The organism is Bacillus sp. M6-12 (assembly GCF_002860285.1).
In the GTDB taxonomy this organism is placed as follows: Bacteria; Bacillota; Bacilli; order Bacillales; family DSM-1321; genus Peribacillus.
In genome coordinates, this window is sequence record NZ_PGVF01000031.1 from 85,238 (window position 1) to 108,653 (window position 23,416).

At 38.2% G+C, this 23,416-nt stretch carries 22 protein-coding genes and 2 pseudogenes; 3 read left to right on the plus strand and 21 right to left on the minus strand.

Annotated features, from left to right (window positions below; genetic code table 11):
* Positions 1 to 4 precede the first annotated feature (4 nt).
* The 20 genes and pseudogenes from CVD28_RS25560 to CVD28_RS25665 form a co-directional block, all read right to left on the minus strand.
* Positions 5 to 1,003, minus strand: a complete 999-nt coding sequence (locus CVD28_RS25560) for a diacylglycerol/lipid kinase family protein (protein ID WP_101597492.1) — start codon at positions 1,001 to 1,003, stop codon at positions 5 to 7.
* A complete protein-coding gene (locus CVD28_RS25565) occupies positions 975 to 1,964 on the minus strand; it encodes an NERD domain-containing protein (protein ID WP_101597493.1) in 990 nt (329 codons plus the stop codon). The genes CVD28_RS25560 and CVD28_RS25565 overlap by 29 nt, the downstream gene beginning before the upstream one ends.
* Positions 1,965 to 2,057: 93 nt before the next feature.
* Entirely contained in the window at positions 2,058 to 2,609 is a 552-nt protein-coding gene (gene thpR, locus CVD28_RS25570; RefSeq protein ID WP_101597494.1) for an RNA 2',3'-cyclic phosphodiesterase, read from the minus strand.
* 204 nt (positions 2,610 to 2,813) lie between these two features.
* A complete protein-coding gene (gene dat / locus CVD28_RS25575; protein WP_101597495.1) occupies positions 2,814 to 3,677 on the minus strand; it encodes a D-amino-acid transaminase in 864 nt (287 codons plus the stop codon).
* Between the two features lie 172 nt (positions 3,678 to 3,849).
* The gene (gene pepV / locus CVD28_RS25580) at positions 3,850 to 5,265 is read right to left on the minus strand and encodes a dipeptidase PepV (RefSeq protein WP_101597496.1); all 1,416 of its coding nucleotides are present in this window, start codon (positions 5,263 to 5,265) and stop codon (positions 3,850 to 3,852) included.
* A 4-nt stretch (positions 5,266 to 5,269) separates the two neighbouring features.
* Positions 5,270 to 6,298 carry a potassium channel family protein gene (locus tag CVD28_RS25585; RefSeq protein WP_308315127.1) on the minus strand — a complete coding sequence of 343 codons (1,029 nt, stop codon included), beginning with the start codon at positions 6,296 to 6,298 and terminating at the stop codon, positions 5,270 to 5,272.
* Between the two features lie 33 nt (positions 6,299 to 6,331).
* Positions 6,332 to 7,471, minus strand: a complete 1,140-nt coding sequence (locus CVD28_RS25590) for an ABC transporter permease (RefSeq protein WP_101597498.1) — start codon at positions 7,469 to 7,471, stop codon at positions 6,332 to 6,334.
* Positions 7,471 to 8,175 (minus strand): ABC transporter ATP-binding protein, encoded by a 705-nt coding sequence (locus CVD28_RS25595; RefSeq protein ID WP_101597499.1) that lies wholly within the window; start codon positions 8,173 to 8,175, stop codon positions 7,471 to 7,473. The genes CVD28_RS25590 and CVD28_RS25595 overlap by 1 nt, the downstream gene beginning before the upstream one ends.
* A gap of 843 nt (positions 8,176 to 9,018) precedes the next feature.
* A complete protein-coding gene (gene xerS, locus CVD28_RS25605; RefSeq protein WP_257985981.1) occupies positions 9,019 to 10,041 on the minus strand; it encodes a tyrosine recombinase XerS in 1,023 nt (340 codons plus the stop codon).
* Between the two features lie 102 nt (positions 10,042 to 10,143).
* Positions 10,144 to 10,515 (minus strand): VanZ family protein, encoded by a 372-nt coding sequence (locus CVD28_RS25610; RefSeq protein ID WP_101597502.1) that lies wholly within the window; start codon positions 10,513 to 10,515, stop codon positions 10,144 to 10,146.
* A 455-nt stretch (positions 10,516 to 10,970) separates the two neighbouring features.
* Entirely contained in the window at positions 10,971 to 12,188 is a 1,218-nt protein-coding gene (locus CVD28_RS25620) for a hypothetical protein (RefSeq protein WP_101597504.1), read from the minus strand.
* Between the two features lie 191 nt (positions 12,189 to 12,379).
* Complete coding sequence (locus CVD28_RS28980; RefSeq protein ID WP_257985982.1) at positions 12,380 to 12,514, minus strand: hypothetical protein; 135 nt, start codon at positions 12,512 to 12,514, stop codon at positions 12,380 to 12,382.
* A gap of 5 nt (positions 12,515 to 12,519) precedes the next feature.
* Complete coding sequence (locus tag CVD28_RS25625; protein WP_374702569.1) at positions 12,520 to 13,074, minus strand: sigma-70 family RNA polymerase sigma factor; 555 nt, start codon at positions 13,072 to 13,074, stop codon at positions 12,520 to 12,522.
* A 1,140-nt stretch (positions 13,075 to 14,214) separates the two neighbouring features.
* A complete protein-coding gene (locus CVD28_RS25635; RefSeq protein WP_101597506.1) occupies positions 14,215 to 14,757 on the minus strand; it encodes an IseA DL-endopeptidase inhibitor family protein in 543 nt (180 codons plus the stop codon).
* A 235-nt stretch (positions 14,758 to 14,992) separates the two neighbouring features.
* Positions 14,993 to 15,225 (minus strand): annotated as a pseudogene (locus tag CVD28_RS25640) (SDR family oxidoreductase); the annotation flags it as partial.
* Between the two features lie 171 nt (positions 15,226 to 15,396).
* The gene (locus tag CVD28_RS25645) at positions 15,397 to 16,644 is read right to left on the minus strand and encodes a DUF4153 domain-containing protein (protein WP_101597507.1); all 1,248 of its coding nucleotides are present in this window, start codon (positions 16,642 to 16,644) and stop codon (positions 15,397 to 15,399) included.
* A gap of 48 nt (positions 16,645 to 16,692) precedes the next feature.
* On the minus strand, positions 16,693 to 16,908 hold the full coding sequence (locus CVD28_RS25650) for a helix-turn-helix domain-containing protein (protein WP_017153334.1): 216 nt from the start codon (positions 16,906 to 16,908) through the stop codon (positions 16,693 to 16,695).
* Positions 16,909 to 16,919: 11 nt separating this feature from the next.
* Entirely contained in the window at positions 16,920 to 17,402 is a 483-nt protein-coding gene (locus CVD28_RS25655; protein WP_018392447.1) for a DUF2975 domain-containing protein, read from the minus strand.
* Between the two features lie 269 nt (positions 17,403 to 17,671).
* Positions 17,672 to 18,280 (minus strand): transglutaminase-like domain-containing protein, encoded by a 609-nt coding sequence (locus CVD28_RS25660; RefSeq protein ID WP_101597508.1) that lies wholly within the window; start codon positions 18,278 to 18,280, stop codon positions 17,672 to 17,674.
* 280 nt (positions 18,281 to 18,560) lie between these two features.
* Positions 18,561 to 18,686 carry an FbpB family small basic protein gene (locus CVD28_RS25665; protein ID WP_101597509.1) on the minus strand — a complete coding sequence of 42 codons (126 nt, stop codon included), beginning with the start codon at positions 18,684 to 18,686 and terminating at the stop codon, positions 18,561 to 18,563.
* A gap of 662 nt (positions 18,687 to 19,348) precedes the next feature.
* Here CVD28_RS25665 and CVD28_RS25670 point away from each other — a divergent pair.
* Positions 19,349 to 19,866, plus strand: a pseudogene (locus tag CVD28_RS25670) (IS110 family transposase); the annotation flags it as partial.
* 65 nt (positions 19,867 to 19,931) lie between these two features.
* On the opposite strand, the gene CVD28_RS25675 reads toward CVD28_RS25670, so the two are convergent.
* Entirely contained in the window at positions 19,932 to 20,126 is a 195-nt protein-coding gene (locus CVD28_RS25675) for a hypothetical protein (RefSeq protein WP_101597510.1), read from the minus strand.
* Between the two features lie 803 nt (positions 20,127 to 20,929).
* On the opposite strand from CVD28_RS25675, the gene CVD28_RS25685 reads away from it, so the two are divergent.
* A complete protein-coding gene (locus CVD28_RS25685; RefSeq protein WP_101597512.1) occupies positions 20,930 to 21,130 on the plus strand; it encodes a cold-shock protein in 201 nt (66 codons plus the stop codon).
* A 499-nt stretch (positions 21,131 to 21,629) separates the two neighbouring features.
* Positions 21,630 to 22,865, plus strand: coding sequence for an IS110 family transposase (locus tag CVD28_RS25690; RefSeq protein WP_101597513.1), 1,236 nt, complete (start codon positions 21,630 to 21,632; stop codon positions 22,863 to 22,865).
* The last annotated feature ends 551 nt before the right edge of the window (positions 22,866 to 23,416 follow it).

Consider the following 23,416-nt stretch of genomic DNA (forward strand, 5'->3'; position numbering starts at 1 on the left):
TGATTCAATCCCCCTGATGAGTTGCTATTTTCATTTTATGAGCAATTACAGAAACGGATACCTCTGTATTGCCCGCAATTTCTCCATCTGCCTGAATCAAGGCCATCTGTGAGGAACTGATCGAAACAGAGCGGCACTTAAACGAGCTAACATGTTTCAATTTTAGGTGCCCGCCCCAAAAGACGGTTACAAACATGAACAGCAATTGAACTGGTGAGAGCTGATGGACAGCCAGCACATTTAAAAGCCCGTCATCCGGTTTTGCTTCCGGTGATATATTAATGCCCCCTCCAAAGTAAGGCTGGTTGGAAACAACAATAAACCATACCTTAGGAAAGAGATGTATTTCTCCGTCCAAGTCAACTTGCATATCTGTTCGTTTGTAGGAAAGTATTTTTTTAATAAAAAAATAGATATATATCAGCTTACCCATTTTCAGAACGTTGAATCTTTTTTTCCAGGGAGATTGATTCACCTCAGCCGTGATTTCGGCGTCAACCCCTATTCCGATGCTATTGACAAAATAAAAAGTTTTTCCGCCAGTTACAGCCTTGCCCAGGTCTATGGCTTTTGACTTACGGCTGGCGGGCCGAAGAAGCAATTTAATAGCTTCCTTCATATTTTTAGACTTTTGCAGCCCTCGGACAAAATCATTTCCTGAACCGGCAGGGATGCTGCCAACCATTGCCTGCGGGAAGCCGGCAGCTCCATTCATCACTTCGTGGACAGTGCCATCACCCCCGACTGCAATTAACAAAGAGGGGAAGCTGCTAGAAGAAAGAATCTCCGTTGCAAGAATCTTTGCATGTCCCTTATACTCAGTGAAATATACTTCATATGACAGGCTGTCCTGCTGCAATAGAACTTCAATACTCTTCCAGACTTTCATACTTCCGCCATTTTGTGCTAATGGGTTGACGATAAAGTAAATCTTTTCTGCTTTATTTACCTCTTTAAAGTGACTTGCTGCATCCTCATTTTTGTGGCTCATCATCCTGCTCATCAGACTCCACACCCCATTCTACTCTTAAGCTCGATGTAGTCTGGCAGTAATCCAGCAAGGCCTGGGCAGCTTTTAATTGCTGATGCTTTAGCGGCGAGGATAAAGATCTCATTCTTTGGAACCAATCGGAAAAATTGCGTTTATCCAGCAAACTAATATCATATGGAACTAGCGGGTAATCAATATAGCCATTGCGCGAAATAATAGCTTTTTTGATTGGGATTTGAACGTCATAAAGAGCAAATAGCTGCTTTACGATTTTCTCCGTGCGGTTAACCGAAAGCAGTGGACTGAGCACTTTTTTATCTGAACGTTTATGATGCTTTTTTATCCAGAATCTTTCCTTATCACCTATGAAAACAGCGTCTTCCTCTGCCTCCAGAAAGGTAATGCACCATGCCTCTGTGGGGCTGAGTAATATAACATCTACTTCCACTGGCGCGTTTTTTAATAGAAAAATAGGCTTATAGAGAAGCAGGAATGTATCAGGGAACCGCTGTAAAAAGAAACGCAGTTTTTCATCAAAATAGTATGATTGATCAATTAGGGACCTTTCCTGTATGGTCGAGCTTCCCCACTTCATTTGAAAACGGAATAATTGGTTAAGAAAAGCCTGTTTGAGTTCCTCAATGGTTTCAGGCTGAAAGGGAATATGTACGGTAAGCTCGTTTTCTTGGATTTCATTTATGTCATTTTCAGGCTGTACTGTATCTTCATTCGCGGCATTTTTTTTAAAAAGCTCCTTCATACGGGATATCAGCCCCGTTTTTTCTTCGGTAAGCCAACTGGATTCCCCAGCCTCAGATTGCCTTGAAATAATGCTTTCCAGTTCGCCTGCCTCATATGCATTGCTTAGTTTTGTCCACTGCTGTTTTTTCAGGCGGACAAATTGTGCAGGATAACGATAGATATCCTGTTCATAGCGTGATATATAATCCTGCAATTTTATTAGTTGTCCCATGTACACACAACCTGTCTCTATATTTACAGTCCCTAAGAAAGGGGTTGGGACAGCAGCTGCTGTTCCTTCCCCTGATAAGGGAGCTTGCGTTTTTTATTGTAATTTAATCGTATGCACAGCTTTATATTTTGGTGTTAAGCTGGAATGGGTTTGATAAAGTGTAACTGTGTCAATTGTGTATTCTGTTCCCCCGATTGATACCTGCTCCAGTTCATCAGGAGAAAACCGGCTGCCAGCATATTTTCTAGCCAGCGTAATATGCGGTTTAAACGGCCGTTTCTCGAGGGTGAAACCGGCTTGAATACATGAGTGATATACTTCTTTTTGGACGGCAGCCAGCTCCGGATTAGGTTCCAGACCGCACCAGAAAATTCTTGGTTCATCCTTCTTGCCGAAGGTTCCCAGGTGGGAAAGACTTAGCGAAAAGCTCTTCATGCCTCTCAGCGCCTCATCTGTAAAGGAAATGGCCTGTTCCCTCAATTGTTCAGGTGCATTCCCTAAAAATGCGAGAGTAATATGATATTCTTCAGGATGTACCCAGCGTTTAAAAGGGAATTTGCCTTCAATGCTTTCCTTCAGCTGATGTATATATGCTTTTGCCTCGGGCGGCAATGTCGCCGCAAAAAAGAAATGGGCCTGATTCATTTTTTTCCTTCCTTTTCCTTATTTTATCGCAGATTGAATACCTAATGGAAGTTTCACTTTATGATGACCTTTTTTATTTTTTATATTCAAAAACTAAATTCTCGATCTCTATAAAACGCACAATGCCGCTTCCTGAAGCTGTAACAGCTGCATTTAACTGAAAAATCCCGGCCAAAACATCAAAATGGCCGGGAGGATGATTCCTTAAATAGCAGCGGTTTGACCGCATTGTTTTTCGATTTCTGCTTTGAAAAGAGACTGCAGCTGGCGGGTGACAGGTCCTGGTGCTCCATTGCCAATCTTTTTGCCATCAATTTCAACGATAGGCATAACCTCAGTTGTTGTTCCAGTTAAAAATACTTCATCTGCGCTTAGCAGGTCTTCAACGGTATAGCATTCTTCTTTTACAGTAATCTGATTTTCCGTGCATAGTCTAAGCATAACCTGCCGCGAGATTCCGTTTAGAATTAAATTGTTTGCCGGATGGGTCTTTACCTCGCCATTTACAACGATCGAAACGTTTGAAGAACTTCCTTCCGTAACGGTTCCATTCCGGTGCTGAAGAGCCTCAAAGCAGCCGTTTTCCGATGCCTTTTGCTTTGCAAGCAGATTGGGCAATAAGTTTAGGCTTTTTATATCGCAGCGGAGCCAGCGAATATCCTCAACAGTCATGGCTTTAACACCATTTTCCATTGCTTGGGCAGGGCTTGCCAGCTCCCGTGTATACGCAATATATACAGGTCCTACCTCTGCCCCAGGAAATAAATGATTTCTCGGCGATACCCCCCTTGTCAACTGAAGATAAATGATGCCTGTATCAAGTTTACTTTCTTTGACAAGCTCTAATAGCTGTTCTTTTATCTCTTTAGGGCTAAACGGCATAGTCAAATGGATGCTTCTGGCGCTTTCCTCCAGCCGGCTCAAGTGTTCATCTGCTGTAAAAAGGATGCCGTTATATACTCGGATAACCTCATAGACACCATCTCCGAATTGATAGCCGCGGTCTTCCAGATCAATTCTTATTTCTGTCCGTTCTTTTATGGCTCCATTCAATATCATTTTCCCCATTGTGCTCCGCTCCCTTTTTCCCTTTTTTTAGCTCTGTTAACCTTGCCTGTTGATTTCTGCTCTATTGGCGGTCCGGGACCCTCCCCGGCGTTACTGCAAGTGGGGTCTCCCCTGGTCCGCTCTCCCGCAGGACATTGAAGTAGCTGCTTGAAAAAACACTTAACATATCCTTTTATTTAGCTAATTGATAAATGGCCTGAGCATAAATTGCTGTTGCTTTAATAATATCATCAATTGCAACAAATTCATCCTTTTGATGGGCATTATCCATACTGCCAGGAAATAGCGGGCCAAATGCTACCCCCGCCTCAAGAGAACGGGCATACGTTCCGCCGCCAATGCTTAATAGCTCTGCCTTTTCTCCCGTATGTTCTTCATAAACCTTTTGGAGAGTCTGGATTAAGAAACTCTCTTTATCTACATGGTGCGGCGCTGAATTGCCTAAGGTTTCAAGGCTAAACTTTTTTTCCTTAAGCAATGCCTCCAGCTGCTTTCTCCCGTTTTCCCATTCAAATGTTACAGGGTAACGAACGGTAAAACTAATGCTGCCGCCATCTTGTTTTGAATAGCTGAAAATGCCGGCATTCATTGTTAGTTCTCCAGTGACACTGTCAGAAAAGTCCAGATTCATTTTTCTGCCTCTTGAGTCCCCGGCAATGTAATCCGCGACAAAATGAAAGTATTCTTTTGCTTGGCCGGACAGTTCTAGCCCTGAAAGAAATTGGGATAACAATAAACCGGCGTTGATACCGTTATCCGGCTCCATTCCATGTGCGGATTTCCCTTTCAATTGAAGGGTTATTTCGTCATTCTCAATAGAACTTTCCCCTTGCAGCGAATGCTCCTGCAGAAATAGATTGAATGATAATTGCAGTTCCCGAATGTCTGAAGATCCTTTTAACCTTGCTTTAGCATGGTCAGGCACCATGTTTACTCTTCTGCCGGAAGTGAACTCCTCTACCTGCAGTTCCCCTTCGTTGTGATCGTTCCCAGCCGGATTTTGCTTCATTTTCAGATCCCAAATTCCTTTTTCTGCATTAATGATTGGAAAATCTGCATCTGGAGCAAAGCCGAGCGTCGGCATTTCTTCAGTTTCAAAATACCGATCTACACATCTCCAGTCGGTCTCTTCATCCGTTCCAAGTATCATCCTCACCCTTTTGTTTAAAGGGACGCCCAACTCTTTAACTATTTTCATTGCATAATAAGCAGCCATTGTCGGCCCCTTATCATCAATGGCTCCACGCGCAAAAATTTTCCCATCCCTTATTTCAGCAGCAAACGGGTCAGAGGACCAGCCATCCCCCTCAGGTACAACATCCAGGTGGCAAAGGATTCCGACCAGATCATCCCCCTCACCCATTTCAATGTGCCCCGCAAGGTTATCTGTGTTTTTGACCTTAAACCCATCTTTCTCTCCCAAGTTCAGCATGTATTCCAGCGCCTCTTGAATCCCTTTGCCTAGAGGTGCGTCCGGGGTGCCATTTTCCTCATCCAGTACACTTTTGATCTGCAGCAATTTAACCGTATCCCGTAAATAATCCTCACGGCGGTTTTCTGCCTCTTTAAGCCAATTAATATTACTCATGTCTTCATCTCCTGCTATTGTTTTTTACTAGGTGCTCATAACATTCATCGTTGCAAATGACAAAGAGTTCTCCTTTTTCAGGAAGAGCCTCGTCAAGCTTGGAGGCAATATTCAGGCTTTCTTTATCGCCAATTAGTGTCGCACCTTGTTCAGCAAGGTAAGTAAATGCATCCCTATACGTTTTCCATTCTGGACGAATCGGTATTTGACATACATCATCCCCGACACTCCTGCTGAGCATTTGACTAAACAGCTTTGAAGCCCCTGCAGACAAGGCAGCCTGGACGGCTAAATGGGAAATGGTTTCATCAGAAACAACAAATTCATCCACTGATACATGGCGGAACAGCTCGATATGCTTTTCTTCTAACACTTCTACGGTAATATGCAGATCTCCTGCATACTTGCTAATTGCAGTGGCAGCCATTAGTGACTTTGCATCAGCGAGTTTTGGCTCTTTAATTGTTTCATCAACAAAAATGATAATGCTGCGGCATTTTTTCACATTGGCCTTCTGCAAAATTTCTTCATCTGCAGGCTCTCCCTGTATGTAATGGATCCGTTCATTATTAACTGGCGTTTTTTCAAGAGAAGCAATCAAAACAATTTCAATACGACTATCTGAATCCAGCAATTCGGCAATCGCATGCTGCACCTTCCCTGACCATCCGATCATCACTATATGATTTACCCCTAAATATTGCATCTTACCCTCCTCTTTAAGCAATCGAAAAAACGAAAGGCTTTCGACCAGCTTACCAATAACAACCCCAATCAGGCCAATGCCAAAAAAATATAAAAAGATCGCATATATCCTGCCTGCTACTGTAACCGGATAAAAATCCCCATATCCAACCGTTGTCACTGTGGTCATGACCCACCAGAAGGAATCGAATAGAAAAGGAAAGGTTTTAGGTTCAAGCAGCTTCATCAGAACTGTGCTGGCACCTATCAGAATAATGCTCGCAAAAAACAAAAACCAATTATTCAAATTTAGTAATTTCCTGAACAATTTTTGAAATAAAATATGGATTCCTCCTCCGTTTCAAGAATTGTTAGACCAAGACTAGAAATAAACCAGCACAGCGCAAAAGACAGCTCCAGCCACTAGAACAGCAGGTACCATTAATATTCCGGCTGCCTGATTTCTTGCCTTCAAAAAAGCCTCATTATACTGATATTTTTTAGTCAGCGGATTAGCCAGCGTTAGCTTATCCCAGATGTTTAACAGCCATAAATAGAGAACAAGCAATAATCCAAGGGATATCGGGAGCTTGAGCCATAGCGGCGGAAGAATGACAATAGCCGTTACGATGACAGCAACGATTTGATAATAGCTTACTAATGTCCCGAAATCCCTGATAAACAGCTTAAAAAACAACTCTTTAAAGCCATTTAATGGATGGCGTTTTCTATACATCCTTTTGGAGTTTCTGTAAAGAAGCGGTTTCTTTTTTGTAACGACTTTAGAGTTTTCTATCTCATTAGCCATTGTAAAAATCAGATTAATATATTTTACCCGCTGTTTCCTCTCTATAGCTACTTCTTGATCAATATATCCTGACAATTTTGTTCGGGGATAATAAAGGAAAACAGAAGCCGCTCCAAATATAACACCCTCAATAAACATAAGCCATGCCGGCTCCCATAATATTAAAACAGCAAAATTTGCTGCTGCGTTATACATAGCGAGGGATGCCAGCTTTCTTTTCCAGACGCTTTCAATATTAGAAATATATACTTTTACGGATGATATCAGCAGCCGAATCCCAATGAAAAAGGCTGCCAGCGCAGCTGAATCGCTTAAAGAAAAATTATGGATATTCAGCAGTAATGGTAGCATAATCAGCACTGCTGCTGTAATACCCAGCACCTGAGAAGCCGCAGAGTAAAGGTATCCCCACCTCTTCATTCCTGTATATAATGGCTTATGTTTGGCCAGAAAGACTTTATCAGCCTCTTCCGTAAATGTCCGGTATTGGCCAAGGAATGTAAGCAGCAATAAAACGATATAGTAAACTTCGAGAGGCATTTCAAGGCTCCAGATCGGAGGGTCAACCCACCAGCTGCGGTAGATCATAGTTCCGATAGCAGCGCCAGGTATAAATAGATATAGCAGAATCGTCCAGTCTGCAATTGTTTTTATTACACCATACTGAAATTTCCACTCCCTGATGAGCCGGCCTAAAAAGATATGAAAGTCCATTATGGTTCACCTGCAATAGAGTGATAACACTCATAAAGTGTCGCCTCCGGCATGGAGCACTGTTCCCTGATTTCGGTAAGGGTCCCATTTGCCTTTAATTGTCCATTTTTGATCATGATAAATCTGTCACATACACGTTCTGCCGTATCAAGCACATGGGTGGACATCAGGATTCCTGCCCCGCGTTCCTGTTCTTTCTTAAGAAATGAAAGCAGAATTTTCATGGCATCTGGATCAAGGCCGATAAAAGGTTCATCAATAATATAAACTTCCGGTTGAGTGATAAATGCCAGGATGAGAAGCGCTTTTTGCTGCATCCCTTTTGAATAGGTAGTCATAAGCTCATGAATATGGTCCTCCATCTTGAAGGTTTTTAGATATTCAGCCGCTCTGGCCTCTAGAATGCTATCTTCAATCCCCTCCACTGCCCCTATAAAATCGATATGCTCCTTAAAGGTTAGTTCATCATAAAAAATTGGCCGTTCCGGTATGTATGAATATCGGGAATTTTCCGAAAAAGCAACTGTTCCCTTCCAGTTTTCAATCAGCCCGAGGATGGTTTTAATAGTGGTACTTTTCCCCGCCCCATTTGGGCCAATTACCCCTACCATTTCCCCGGGTTTTAGATCGAACTTTAAGTCATTTATTACTGGTTTCCCGCTCTCATATCCAGCTTGATCGATTTTTATTTCGAGTAAATTCATAGTCTTCCCCCCGCTTATCCTACACCTATAGGATGGAAAAAGTTTCATATATAGTATAACAGAAGGGTTAAGCAGATAATTAAATAGACGTATATAGTAATAAGAAAATAGTAAAACAAATTAATTTAACTAAATGGTAAACGGTTAAGGACCCATTACAACCAGAATAAGCCGTGACACACATTCTAATCCGAAAAAGAAAACCCTATCCGGCCAGATAGGGTTCACTTTTTTCTATTTGGTGCAATAAAAAACGCAGCATCATAAATAGTAACGATTTCCGAAAAAAGCGATCAGATCAACGTCTGATCGCTTTTTCTATCAAATAGAACGTCGCTCGAGCGGAAGGAGGAGGGGCTGCCGACGCGTCTGGGTCTGAATATTTACTTTACAGCGGAATCTAACCGACTCCGTTCCAGTTCTTCCATAAACGCTCGTCTTTCTTCTGTAGAAAGATTGGTGTATTTTTGTGTCGTTTTTGGTCACGTAGAGCAATGATATTGCCACCATTTCGAATCCAGTCACCGGCAAATGAGTGGCGCAATTTATGTGAACTCAACGCTTTTCCAGAAGAGAACTCATCTTGTACGTTATAAGCCTTGGTATATTTGTTTACTAAATCTTGAATCGTTCTGCAGATAAGAGGCTGCAGCTACCCCCATATCTTCAAAGAAAAATATATTGAATGTCTTTAGTTCCAGGGTATTTAACTTCTCTTACACGTAAATATTCCTTTAAATCATCTAAAGCGGTGGCAAATAAAATGGCTGTGTCTGCTTTGTTTCCCTTACATCGATATCCTTGAATGTCAAACTTGCAATCTTACTGACCCTGACTCCGTTATTATATTTCTGTATTATTTCTTCGATTTCCCATTAATCTTGCAGCTTGTTTAGCTTTTTCCTGTTCCGGATTTGAATATAGAGCTGCTGTTGTTGTCGAGCTGTGCCCAAGCTGTCGCATTAAAAGATGAATGTCTCCGGTTTCTTCCATTAAGTGTGTGGCGTATGTATGTCTTAGTTTATGAGGCGACATGGATTTATTTACTTTATATGCTTTGGTATACTTCTTGACTAGCTGCTGAATCGCCCGAACCGAAAGGGGAGAGGCAGTATTATGTGTTTTTGTTACAAATACATAGTCTAGATCATCAGTATCGGCATGATAACGTATAGCGCGAACCTTTAGATATTCCTGTAAATCTTTCATAGAAGGGGGGGCAACGGGTACAGTATCCGCTTTTCCTCCTTTTCGAATTACATTTATCTGGCATTCAACAAAATCTAAATCCCTTAGACGAAGGCTGGCTAGCTCATTTACACGAATTCCACTTCCGAGAAATAGGGATATTATAGCGAAATCTCTTTCCTTATCACGTTTAAAGTAGGATAGAGCCTTTGATTTCTCAGGCAGTTCTGCTGCATAACCGTTTTTTAGAAAATCGAGAAAGTTAAGGTCATCTTCATCATGAAAGATTTTAGTAGATATTTTGTTTGCCCGGGCTCCTAGTGTTTCCTTTATTTTATTTACTTCAATTTTTTGCATTACATTTCGGTAGAAGTAAGGCTCCCCATCCTCATTTTCCGTCTGGGTTGTTAGATATTTGAAGAGAGAACGGAGAGCGGATATTTTTCGGTTAATGGATACCTTCTCAGGTTTTTTTGTTTCTTTTTTATTAATCGGAATATCGCGCCTCTGTAAATATTTAAAAAAGTTCTTTGCCTGATCTAATTTAAGGTGCTCCAGGCTACTTAATGGAATCTCTTTAATATCTTTAACTTCGGCAATACCTTCAGCAATAAGCCATTCAAAAAATATTTTAAAGTCATGTACCGTCCAAATAGCATAGAGTATAATGAGTTCCACCAAATGTCCCTGAAGTTAAAGCAAGTAGCTGCTTCATTTCAGCTTGGGCATCAATAACTTTTATTAAAAAGGAAGAGGAAATTACCCTCTTCCTTTTTTCTCCTATTTCCCCGGTGCATCGTGTCCCTCTTGAACTGCCTTTGACAACTTAAGGAGTTTCATGATCATTCCTAACCCTAATCCGCCCGCTGTGTTTAAAATGATGTCATCTATATCAAAGCCCCGATAATATGTATTGGTGAACAAGCTGGAACTACAAGTCAAAATGAATTGAATGGTTTCTATACTCACCGAAGTGATAAATACAATAAACAATAATTTGCCTATTTTATCTTTCGGATAAAAAATCAATAGATAAAAGGTTAATGGGGCAAGCAGCAGCAAATTGCCGGCTAAATGAAATGTATTATGAAAAAGGTCTAAACGTATTGTTTTAAACGGAATAAAATTGAACCAGACGTGAGATTCTATCATCTATTTAATGAATCTCGTTGTTTCAGTAAACTGTCCCGCATCTCCCGCAAATCCAAAAAACATAAGTAGCGGAAAAGGGAATATCGTCATTCTATACACAAAAAACAAGTAGATAAAAAAACTTGCAAACAAGATTTGCCCTAGAATATTCCTGAATTGCAGATATTTTAGTTTCCTATAGATTCCCCTTACGGCCAAAAGAAATAAAAGGTCTGATATAATAAAGTTCATTCTTTGGACTAAATAGTCGTATGTGTAATAATGTGAAGGCCGATACAGGCATACATCGATCGCGATGATACATAATAAAGGAATGCCAATAAATTTTTTCAAAATTTAATCTCTCCCTTAATGTTCACTCCAGTGAAACCCTTATTCTCCTGTTTCCTCCTTGTGTTACTTATCTTCTACAAACTGAAAAGGGACAGCGGAATGCCCCTTTTTTACCAATCATTTTAATTCAAAAAAGCTAGATTAAATGACTTCAATAAAAGCCTAACCTCTTCATAACTGATATTCTGGCTGACTATCTCGTAAATATAATCGCCTTTTCTTCCAATAAAATGGGTATCTTTATTGTCGTGAATTTTAAAACTCTCCCACTCGATATCATTTATTTTAAACTGATCTATCCGGTCCCCTTTTTCAGTATCAAATTCCCCCCACGAACGGACAACAGTATCTTTATCATAGCAACGGGTGAACAGCAGCTTTGTACCTGATCCCACTTCATCAGGATCCTTTTTATAGCTATAGCTTACATAGCCATGCTTATCATCTATATATTTTTCATAGCTTGCAGAGAACAGCTGCAGGTCCCTGTTAGTAAATTCGTAAAAGAACGGAATATGCTTTTTAAGTATATTTAACACGTTTTTCGTTGCTTCATCATCCGCAATTGCCAATACCTTAATGTCTTTTTCCCGTGGATCTTTATATTCCATTCCTCTTTTTGCTAACTTTTTATAACCTTCGAGTTTAGGAATAAACTCTTTTGTATCAATCGGAATGTTGATGTGAAGACTCTCCGGGTGCAGATAGCTTGTTATATTTCCATTGATATCGTAAGTCTCATATTTAACTAACACACCCGAATCTTTATCTGCCCAAAAACGGAATGTTTCAGCTCTCATTCCTCTTACGGCCTTTTTATCCGGCTTGCCCGTTAAAACGATTGTATTATGGCCTAAAACTTCTTCATTTTGTTTTTCAATTTTCCAACGATCATTGTCTCTTGTATAGATTGCGACCATTTCATAAGGAAACAATGTTAAACCTGCATCGCCTACGGGTGGCCTTTCCCTTAATCTTGTTTCAATTACTCCTGCCTCATTGGTCATAAAAACATCATTAATGGTTAATGTACCCTGGTCCGGTGTACATTCATGATCATGTTCTTGAAATATCTTGCCAATGATAGAATCGTCTCGAAGGAGCCAGACTTTCTGATCATTAAATATGGCTTCATGTGTTCTTCTCCCTTTATTGTCAGGATAAATATCGGTACCTTTGTCATATCCGCCTATTTTGTTTTTTATGCTTACCTTATACTCTACAACAGAAGTACTTTCAGAGTTATCGTCATGCACATAAAGGGTTTCAAATTTCCCGGCTGCCGTATGAAAGTAGTCAACTGAATTTAATAGCTTCAATTGAATCTGTTCTTTCGTCATATCCTTGTAGGATTCCTCCTGTTTTGGAGGTATGTATTGTGTACTATTTTGTGGTTGGTTCATTTCAGGAACTTTTTCTTCACTTGCAGAGTCTCCCTGAAAAAATCCCAATTTATTTGCGGTGAAATAGCTTATCCCGACAATAAACGAGCATGTAACGCAGATGCTAAGCAAAAGGTCAAATTGCGGTTTTAGCTTGAATCGCCTTTTTGTTTCTGCACTCTTGATAGACCGCCTAACTTTTTGTTTATGCTTCTCATCAAAACTAATATCAACAATACCGTTTCATTCATTTTTTCCTTCAAATTATCGAACATGTTATCCATCTTACTTACTTACTCCTTTCAAGCAATTTTCTTAATAAAAGACGGGCTCGATGCAATCTGGACTTGATTGTTGGCAAGTTCAGATTTAACAGTTCAGAAATTTGATTATAGGTCAGTTCCTCATAGTAATATAAAATAATTACTTCCCGATATTTTACTGGCAGGGTAAGTATTTTTTCAGAAACTAACCGGCTATTTTCGTATTGGATTAATTCTGTTTCAGGTGAATCCGTTGTTTTGCTCCATTTATTAAATATGTCGGTAAAAACAATATTCCGATATGCCCAATATCTGAGCCTATCTTTACATAAGTTTACAGTTATGCGGTAAAGCCAAGTTTTATATGAGGCTTCATGCCGAAACCCATCCAGCTTTTGATAACACTTGATAAAGACTTCCTGGGCTATATCTTCCAATAGCTGCTTATTCTTTGTGTAGGTAAAGGCTAAACGGGTAATACTTTGTCCATACTCATTCATTAGCCATTCCAGCCTATCTTCATTGCTGAATTCATCGTTCCTATCCATTAATGGCCTCTCTCTTTCAATCAATTGAATCATCCTTTCTTTAGTTAGACGATAAGATTGCAGTGTGGTTGTAAAAATTTCTAAATATTTACTCGACCGAACTTATAACCACAAAATCCAGCCATTTAAAAGATTGAAGAAATACAAATATGATTTTCTTAAAACCCACCCTTCCTGACTGCACATCAACAGGTAACTCTAAAAGCATACATAACATCAAACTCTTAGGCTCACATTAGTCTCAATATAAGGTGAAGGGAGTGCTAAACATGGTTAAATCCAACCCTACAAACAAAAGATGCTGATAAAAAGCCTGAAAATAATAATGAAAAATACCGTCAAAAATATCTTGGCAGAACAAAATGCAGAGATGGGGAAGCACCAGTATTCCAAGAAAACAGATCACTTATGAACAAAAGTGAAAGCGCCCTGTTTTGCCCGACAAGCATAAGACAAAGGTGACAGAAGGCGCTTTTTGCCTTGCGAAGCAATTGGCTTATGACCAATGTTGTGAAGGCTTCTAGTTGTTGATAATGAATGCAGTGTATCTATCTCCAGCTCCAGCTCTCAGCCCCCTAGAATGTTGTGACCGAATTTTTTTATAATTTTCTAAACTTAAATAAATGAGGGACCCACTTCTCCCGCTTGTTATTTTCACGGACAAGACTGGCGAATTATCCTCTTGCCAGTAAATAAATACATTTTTTCACATTAATAAACTGGTCAAGTCCCTGACCAGTTTTACAGCTGCATGTAATCTATTTTTATCCTTTGAAATGGAAGTTTGCGTGTTTTACTATGCAAAAGGGCTATGGCTTCTGCTGACTTCTTGCGACAAACCTTTTTCGACTGTACTACTGTACATCCACAAGACCTCCCAGGGTAAGATACTATTTTTCCTCTTTTACTCGCCTGATTTACTCTACAAAGTTACGCACATCTTTTGGACTTTAACTTGTTATGGAGCTCATCCCTTTATAAAGCCTTAGTATCAGATTTCTGTACGTCGATCTAAGATTTTATTTCACGCTTTCTCCAGCCCTTACCTCACGATAAGTACCTTGCGCTTCCTTAGTGGTTGGTCGATGTGTACCCCCACAGAGGACTTTCACCACCTAGATAGTTGCCATGCCTGGCACACATAAAAAAACCTCCAAAAATTGGAGGTGCAATCTATCTTACAGCACTAAGGTCATTTATTTGCCATTTATTATTAACCTTAACAAAAGTAACTTTTTTCTTTGTATACTTAACCGTTTTTCCATAAGGAACTGTAAACTCAAACTGGCGGACATCTTTTTTAGAAAAGATAAGTTTATTTGTGGCCTTTTCCCATTGAAGTATAGTTCCTCCATCAGCGTTCGGTTGCATTAGCTTACCTTTATATTCAATAAACGAATATTGTTTAATTGCCTTGTTTATTGAATTCAATGTAAAAACTTCATTTAGGTAAGTAGTTAATTCTTTTTTCGTGTCTAATTCACTACAGAAGTAACGATAATCAGTTCCTTTAATCTTAACTGCTCCAGAATAGCACTTTGAATTTTTTACGTTGCTAATGTGTCCATTCATTACATTCCAATGATGGTAATGAGCACTTAAGGCAATTTGCTTTGCTTTACTACTTGATAAATCACCACTGGATTGTGCTGAAGCACCAATGCTAAAAGTAAATAATGCGAAAGCTGTCATTAAAAGAATAAAGATTTTTTTCATAAGTATCCCTCCAAAAATGTTTTCACAAATAAGACGAACGAAAACGCTAAAGGTTACAATTTTATAGACATAATATTTATGTCCAAGGCGTTCCAACAACTGGGCTAATACAATTAGACCATCTGCTACGATGGTCTACTAGATTCCCTAATTCTTTATTGTTTTTCTATAGGGAGTTACTAAATCAGGCATTCAACTTTTTTAAGCACGCGTTTTCCATATGCAAACGTTCCAGTTCCATAATCGGAAGCCCTGCTGCAATGCCATGAAGGACGCCGCGAATATTCACGTCAATCATACGATCCCATTCGTCAACCTTTAGAGCTTCAAGTTTTGAGAGGGGCATGACACCTGCGTTATTCACGATAACATCAACTTGTCCAAATGTTTTTTCGCATAGTTAATGATTCCCTCCATTTGACCCCTTTTGGTGACATCCAATATCCTATAATCGGCTGAACCGCCTTCTAGAATCCAGTTGCAACAATATATTATGTTTCTAGTTTGAATACCCTCTTTTTAACTTTAGTAATGAAAATAAGCCAAAACTATGCAACTTGTCTAAAAAGCTGCATAATATCGGCTCTAAGGATTTTATACGTTACAAGATTAGCTTTTCATTACATTAACAGAGGCTTTCTAATTAAAAATTATAGGAAAGGTAAATGTAACGAAAGCTGCCCAAAGTCCGTAGACCGGCAAATACTTAGTAATGGCATCTTGGATAGTTGAAGGTCCGGATTTGTTTTGTAGAAAACGCATATAGGAGAGCATAATCCAAATTAGATTTGCCCAGATAAGTATGTTTACTCCTAAAACAGCAAGTCTATTAGGCGTAATCCCATAAGAAGAAAGTCTGAACACGATGGCTGACAAAGCCACACTGTCAATGATAAGCGCAAGAACAATTAGGGCAAAATTTATATAATCTGAAATGTTCTTTTTCTCGTCTGAGTCGCTCTCGATAATGGAAAATATGGTAACGGCCAATACACCAAGGAGTATTCCGTTGAAGGCTATCAGGAAATTGCGGTCAAAGAATGGGCTTTTTCCGACCCATATAACCGTTATAAGATAGACCAACAATGTGACCAGGACAAGAGGACTAAAAATTTTAGCTATATATGGTGTAATATTCTTTGCAAGTTTGAGATTCATTGAAACCAGGTATGCAGCTACAATCGCGAGAGCGGCAGCACCAAATAAAACGACATTACTAAAATAGAAGTCTTCTATATCCAAGCCAACAAAGCTAAATAACTGCATGGTTAATGCTGCTAGTACCATTCCGCTAACTGCCATGCTGGCGTAGAGAATGCAATATTCCAAATTAAATTTAATATAGGCTAATCTTGTACTGCCTTTTGAATATTCATTTCCTGTAAATGCAAGTCCTACCAATACCCATAAGAATATGGGAAGGTGTAAATAAGCAAGGATAATGCTGTCTTTATAATTTAATGGCAGCATGTTAAGATAAAACCCGGAAATTAGGAACAACGCTGCAAGGGAATAAATAACACTTTTTTTCGGAGTATTATTGTAAACAAAATAGGCAGCAATAAAGGGAATTATACCAAAAGCCAGGTTAATTGGAGCAATTGCTTCCTGTTCGACAAAATGGAAAATGATCCTGGTGCTTATCCCGGCCAAAATGGCTAAAATGCCCATGAATAAGAAACCTTTTTGAAGAAAGGAAGATTTTTCTGTATTTGCCGTCTCCTTGAAATGCAATCTTTCATACCAAACACCAAGAACCTGAGAATCAGGATTTTGTTCCCATGCTTGTGAGAATGACTTTTTAAAAGCTTTCGGGTCTTTTCTATACATTCTCTCCAGCTCATGAGGGTTAGCAATATTTTCAATAACCAAATTGTTAGTGTCCATAGACATACCTCCCCTAATAATTGTTATACTAAGTTTCCTCCACAAGGTTTAACTGTCTTCGTCACTTTTGTATTCTAAAATATCTCCAGGCTGACATTCTAAAGCCTTACAAATTGCCTCTAAAGTGGATAATCGAATCGCTTTTGCCTTTCCATTTTTCAATATAGAAAGGTTCGCCATTGTTATTCCAACCTTCTCCGAAAGTTCTGTTACGCTCATTTTCCTTTTTGCTAACATCACATCAATATTGATTATAATTGCCATTGTTATTCACCTCAGACCGTTAAATCATTTTCTGATTTGATATTAATTGCTTCTTGTAAAAGTTTTTGGAGAACAGCCGCAAAGACTGCGATAACCATCGAAGCAAAAGGAACAACCAATCCGACAAAGATAACTCCTGGTGCGTCGTCTACTTCCGCAAAGATATAGAAGAGCGGCCAAACTAGCACATGCAAAATACTGATTGTGATGGCACAGTATTTGATTTTCTTTAAAGCTTTTACAGATAAATCGGAGAAAGCTTTATTTTTGTCAATATAGCGTAAGAGTTTGAAAGCCTGATACAAAGCAAAGTAAAAAGGTATCGCCGATGCATCAAAAGCGATGAAAACGAGATATTTTATAAAAGCAAACTCTGGAAGCAACTTTGCTGCAAGGTTCGCCATCTCAGGTACCAAAAAGATGCACAGAGCAAGAACTGGGACTCCTAAAAGAATAACAGCTATTTTTAAAAACAACGTTGTTACTTTTTCCATAAAAAGCACCTCACTTATTTATTCTGATTTTGATTTTAATATTTATTTTATCGTTTTACAATAAATTTTTATTAATTTAAATAATATTTTTATTGTATATTTTTGTTTTAAGCAAAAATAAAAAGCATTCCTCATTCAAAGAAATGCTCTATAACTTTAAACCATTAAATTTATAACTTGTACAGCTAACCTGCCCCTTTAGTGCAATAAGAAAAAGCAGCCTGGTTCGGCAGCTGGATCTTCAACATAAGCACCCGTTAGTGAAACAACTACAAACTCTGAGGTAAGTGATGTTTATACATTTCTAATGCATTCGTATGTTCTTCTAAAACAGACACTGTTTTGAAATGAGGCTTAGTGTAGATAACTGGATAAACCTTTTCGTTGAGTTTCTCATTAATAGGAAAAGCTAATTTTTCCTCTTCAATTGAAAATTGGGCATCAATTCCCTTTTTATTACCACGGGCATCTACCCTAATCCATTTATTAAGTGTTTTAAAGAAAATAGCATTTAAGGCGTGAATACAATAGCCTTTTTCTGGAGTATCGAACAACATCAATCTTTGATAACAAAAACCTGTTGGTATACCCTGTGAACGCAATAAAGACGCTAATAGATGCGATTTAGCATAGCAAATTCCCTCTTTAAAATCTAATACTTCCGAAGCATTGCAAGTAACTCGTTTCGATTGAATATCCCAAGAATGAGAAATTTCATCACGAACAAATTCAAAAGCTACTTTTGCTTTTTCAATTTCCGTTTGAAATGGATTGAAAAGTTCATCTGCTTTCTTTTTTATAATTGGGTTAGAATAATTAACTTCATTTAATTCGAGTAAATAATCATCTAATTTGTCAGACTCACAAATAAAATTCAATATCCCCACTCCCGTCAATTTGCATAATTATATAAATATATTTATTATTATACAAAACAAATCATTGAATTTGTTAGTTTGATTCTTAAACTATCCTGCCCTTTTGTGGAATAAGAAAAGCTGCCTGGTTTGGCAGCTGATCTGGAACATAAGCACCCGTTTGTTTAAGTACATTTGTTCACAAAATTCACAGACATCTCTTTACCTTGACAAATATTTTCTATAAAAAAGCGATCAGACGTTGATCTGATCGCTTCTAATAAAAATAGTTAGTATTCAGCTAATTTTTTATTTCATGACGCTTTTCAATTCGTTTTTCTATTTTTTCAATAGCTTTACTGTCATTAAGTAATTCTTGTTTATTTATTTTTATTAGTTCTTGAAATGATTTTATATTTTTTCGCATTAAGACTCACTCCAATCTTCTACATACCTAGATTTATTCAACAAATATATATCGCATGTTGAATTTATATAAAGCTGCTGATTATTTTAATTAATTTGTAAAATACCTAGGACTATTATATCAAAAATATCACATTTTGTTGAAAAAAATCGAAAATTATCACATTAGTCTATATACCCAGGATAAGTCGGAATGTTTTTTGTTATTTTGAAATCACTTTTTCGACAAACCGAAAAAAATCCGATTGAATTTCCAATCGGATTCTTTCTGTATAGGGTTAATCATTTCTTAAAGCTGTTAGGAACTCCTGTGAAATTTCTTAATATACAGAATCAGTGGCTTTATTGAAGCGGCCATTTTCACATTACCAAGGAATCAATTATCCTTTATTTTTTCATCCACTAACCTGCCCGTTATCCATCCATGAATCGCACAGATCAGCGATTCACCACCGATAATGAAAATGGTTACATACCGTCAATACTGTTTCTACGGCTCGAGAGGAGGGTCATGGTGCGTGAGAGCCCACCCGTTAGTCTGACTCCACCAAGGTGCACTACTGACTGTCGCTCCCTTACGGGAAGCACACATGGTAGATTAATCCCATTCTGGTTGCTGCACCAGCCTCAACTATTTTTGGCCGTTAGAAAGGATGTTTTTCAATGGATATTGAAAGAGCGTGTGGTATGGATGTCGACAAGGACAACACCACTGCGTGTATTATCACACCAGAAGGAAAGGAGATTCAAACGTTTTCTACTAAAACTGTGTTTCTATTACAATTGGTCGATTGGATTAAACAGCACGGTTGTACACATGTTGCCATGAAAGTACAAGTGTCTACTGGAAACCCATTGTAAATCTTCTTGAGGATGAGGATTTGGAGTTCTTAGTTGTAAACGCCCAGCATATGAAGGCTGTTACCGGTCGAAAAACGGATGTGAAAGATGCAGAGTGGATTGCCAAACTTCTTCGTCAAGGATTGCTTAAAGCCAGCTATATTCCTGATCGAAATCAGCGTGAATTGCGGGAACTCGTACGCTATCAGCGGAGTATCATTGAAGAACTCGCTCGACAGCACAATCGCATCCAAAAGATGTTAGGAGGATCCAACATCAAGCTGGACTCTGTTGTTTCTGATGTGATGGGTGCTTCAGCTCGGAATATGCTTAATGCCATCGCTGATGCGAAAAGGAGCCTGAAAAACTAGCAAACGTAAATGGATGCCTAAAGTTCATTCTATTCTTATCCTACCATTTTAATACCAATAATCATTTGAGTGGTAAAATTTTTAGTAAATTCAATATCGTGTATCTGAGGATTCAGGAATTCAATCTCTACCTTTTTATCTGGATACTTTTCCTCGTATCCATGTTGAATCTGCTCAATTTTGTTATCTAACTCTTTTTGGTTATTTGCGAAAATCATCTTTTCATGCAAATTAACACACACCTTCCTGCTAATATCATGAAAATGATATTACCTTTTTAATATTAACATATATGGCATGTATATCCTATTTTCGTTGCTTTCCCTTAAATTATTTTGGGAATATAGAAAGGCATTCCCGCCGGAAAGCTTTCTATATTCTTTAGAGAAGTAGTTGAATGACAAGTTTTAGATTTTGATGCCTAATAAATAGGTAGGATTGACTTTTAAAATGGACTTAGATAAAATTAATAATTTGTGACAGGATTTAATTTACTTTTGTGATTGTGAAATCACTCAAACATTTTCTAAAAGTACGGTGCCTAGTTCAGTTACTATTAAAAAGGAAAAATTGCATAGTTTTTCCTAATTACTTTCTTGGAAAGTAAGCATTCTGAACTTTACACTGACGTAGAATCAGCTGCCCTAGCCATAGATAAATTGATAAATAACAATTTAGAAGCCACACTCATAAAAAATAATGGTTTTTTACACAGGGCAGCCGGAACTGGAGTAAATCACCCGTTAACCACCCATGCAGCAGAGATGCATCACAGAGATGGAAAATAAAATCGTTGTTCCATGGTAGTTAAAGAACAAAGACTAAAACGACCTTGCTTTATAACGCTTATATAAATGTACTACTTTAGTTAAAGCCTCAATGATTTGCAAATTTTTCAGTATCCTGTTATGATAAGGAAGAATTATTTTTGTTCGGTGTAATGGGATAGTATGAATATCGACTTTTCGTCTTGAGAATCACTTTGGGCAAGGATAGTAATACATTGTGTTTAACGCACTAGGAGGCAACAAAAATGGAACAAGGTACAGTTAAATGGTTTAATGGAGAAAAAGGTTTTGGTTTTATCGAACGTGAAAATGGAGACGATGTATTCGTACACTTCTCTGCAATCCAAAGTGAAGGCTTCAAAACTTTAGACGAAGGTCAAAAAGTAACGTTTGACGTTGAGCAAGGTGCTCGTGGAGCTCAAGCTGCTAACGTTCAAAAAGCTTAATCTTAAATCGATTATACAAACAGGCTCTTTATTTAGAGCCTGTTTTTTTATGTTCTCTGTATAATACTCAATAAAAAACCCTACTCAACGTTCGAGTAGGGAAATAGTACAGGTAATAAAAAAAGATTTAAAGCTTCAAAGGTTTGTTTACAGTATAACATACTGGATTGACAATATGCGGAATGTATACAGTTATTTATTTTTTCTTTTCGTACATTTTATACTTTCATATTTCACTAACCTGCCCCGTTCGTATTATAAGGTCACCAGATATTTCTGGTTGACCATTTTTCATATGGTCTTATTATTACAGTAGCCAGGGTAGAACATAACTGCCCATGGGGCTTCGCCCCCGTCAGCTAAACGGTTCGCCCCCTACTTGTAGAAACATGATTGAGGCTGGTTGGGACTTAGATCTCGTATAACAAGCGAAGCTGTGACACTGCATGGAGGAATTAGGGGTACTGGCAAATTACTAGTTTAGGAGGAGGATTTAGAAATGAATCCAGTCATTGGTCTGGATATTTCAAAAGGGGAAAGTCAGGTTCAAGCATTTTTAGATAAAGGCAAACCATATCGTAAGAGTTTTAAAGTTTCTCATACTCTAGAAGGTCTTAGTTTACTTGAAGATTTTCTTGAGGAAGTTAAGAGAGAAACAGGTAAAAAACCACCAGTTGTTCTAGAAGCAACCGGACATTATCATTCCTCTGTTGTTCAATACCTAGAGAATCGTGGATATTTAATGATTATTATTAATCCATTGATTTCTTATAAGGCTAAAAGTTCAAGTCTTCGGAAAGTAAAGACAGATGCTGTTGATGCTTACCTTCTCTGCGAAATGTTTTATAAAGAGGATCTAGAGCCATGTAAAAAGCGAGGAATTCAACTATTAAACCTTCGAAATCTAACAAGACAGCACGAGAATATAACTGGGGTATTAATCCAAACAAAGCTACAATTTCAAGCCATTCTGGACCAGATCTTTCCTGAATATAGAGGGGTTTTTGGTGACTTATATTCAGTAGTATCACTTTTAACTCTTTCAGAGTTTCCCTCATCTGAAGATATATTAGAGGCAAGTGAAGAAACCATAGCTGACAGAATCGCAAAATTATGTAAAAGTCGTTCATACAGATGGGCTAATGAAAAAGCTATTCAACTTAAAGCTGCCGCAAAACGAAATCCGTTTGAAAAGACTTTGTACCAGAGTCATATTTTAAGTCTTGGTATGTATATAAACATCATTCTTCAATACAAAGAGCACCTATCCAAGTTAGAGTCAGAGATAGATGCCCTCGCAAAAGAAGTTGAAGAATATAATATTATCAAATCTATCCCTGGTATCGGAGAAAAGATCGCTGCAACGATCATTTCAGAAATTGGTGAGATAGATCGATTTACTGATCCTAAAAAGCTGGTAGCTTTCGCTGGAATTGACCCCAGTGTATTTGAATCCGGTAAGTTTACAGCCACCAAGAATCGAATCACAAAAAGAGGATCCAGTAGGCTTCGTCACGCCTTATATATGGCTGTTCGTTGTGCAATACGTGACTGTCGTAAAAGCAAAACAAGTGATGACATTATTCCTCGTAATAAGAAATTACGAGAGTTCTATGATAAGAAACGTGAAGAAGGAAAACCTTTTAAAGTAGCTGTGATTGCTTGTGTAAATAAACTCTTACACTGGATATTTGCCCTTTTAAAAAACAAAACGACTTTCCAAGATATAGTTTAAAGACTAAATTAAACTAAATAGCTCAAAACCTTCCAAAAACATAGTAACGGAAGGTTATTTGGTATGCACTTTTTTAGTATAACATGAGATATTTTAAGTTTTTAATGAAAAATATTGACAAGCTATTAGCTGGTTTAGTTCCATAAGAAAAAGCCACCTGGTACGGCAGCTGGATCTTCAACCTCAGGTCACACTAAGTTGTCACCGAATTAATTGATAATCAAAAATTCAGGTCAAAACTGAGTTGTAATATAAAAATTCAGGAAACGTATTTGATTGGTATTTTCTCCACCTTTAGGTCACGACTTAGTTGTATCAGTACATTTTTTTGTCCAGTGACAACTCAGTCGTGACCTGGAAAGCTTGCCTGTATAATTAAAGTTGATAAAATAGGGTATAAATTATCGTTAAAAGTTATAGAACTGAGTAAGCCGCCATTATTTGGCGGCTTTTTCTCCTTTTTACTTAATGCAATTGGCTACTTATCGCTGACTATTGTATGAAAAGATCTTCAATTAAAGCTCCCTATAGAAAGGTACTGCCTTACTCCA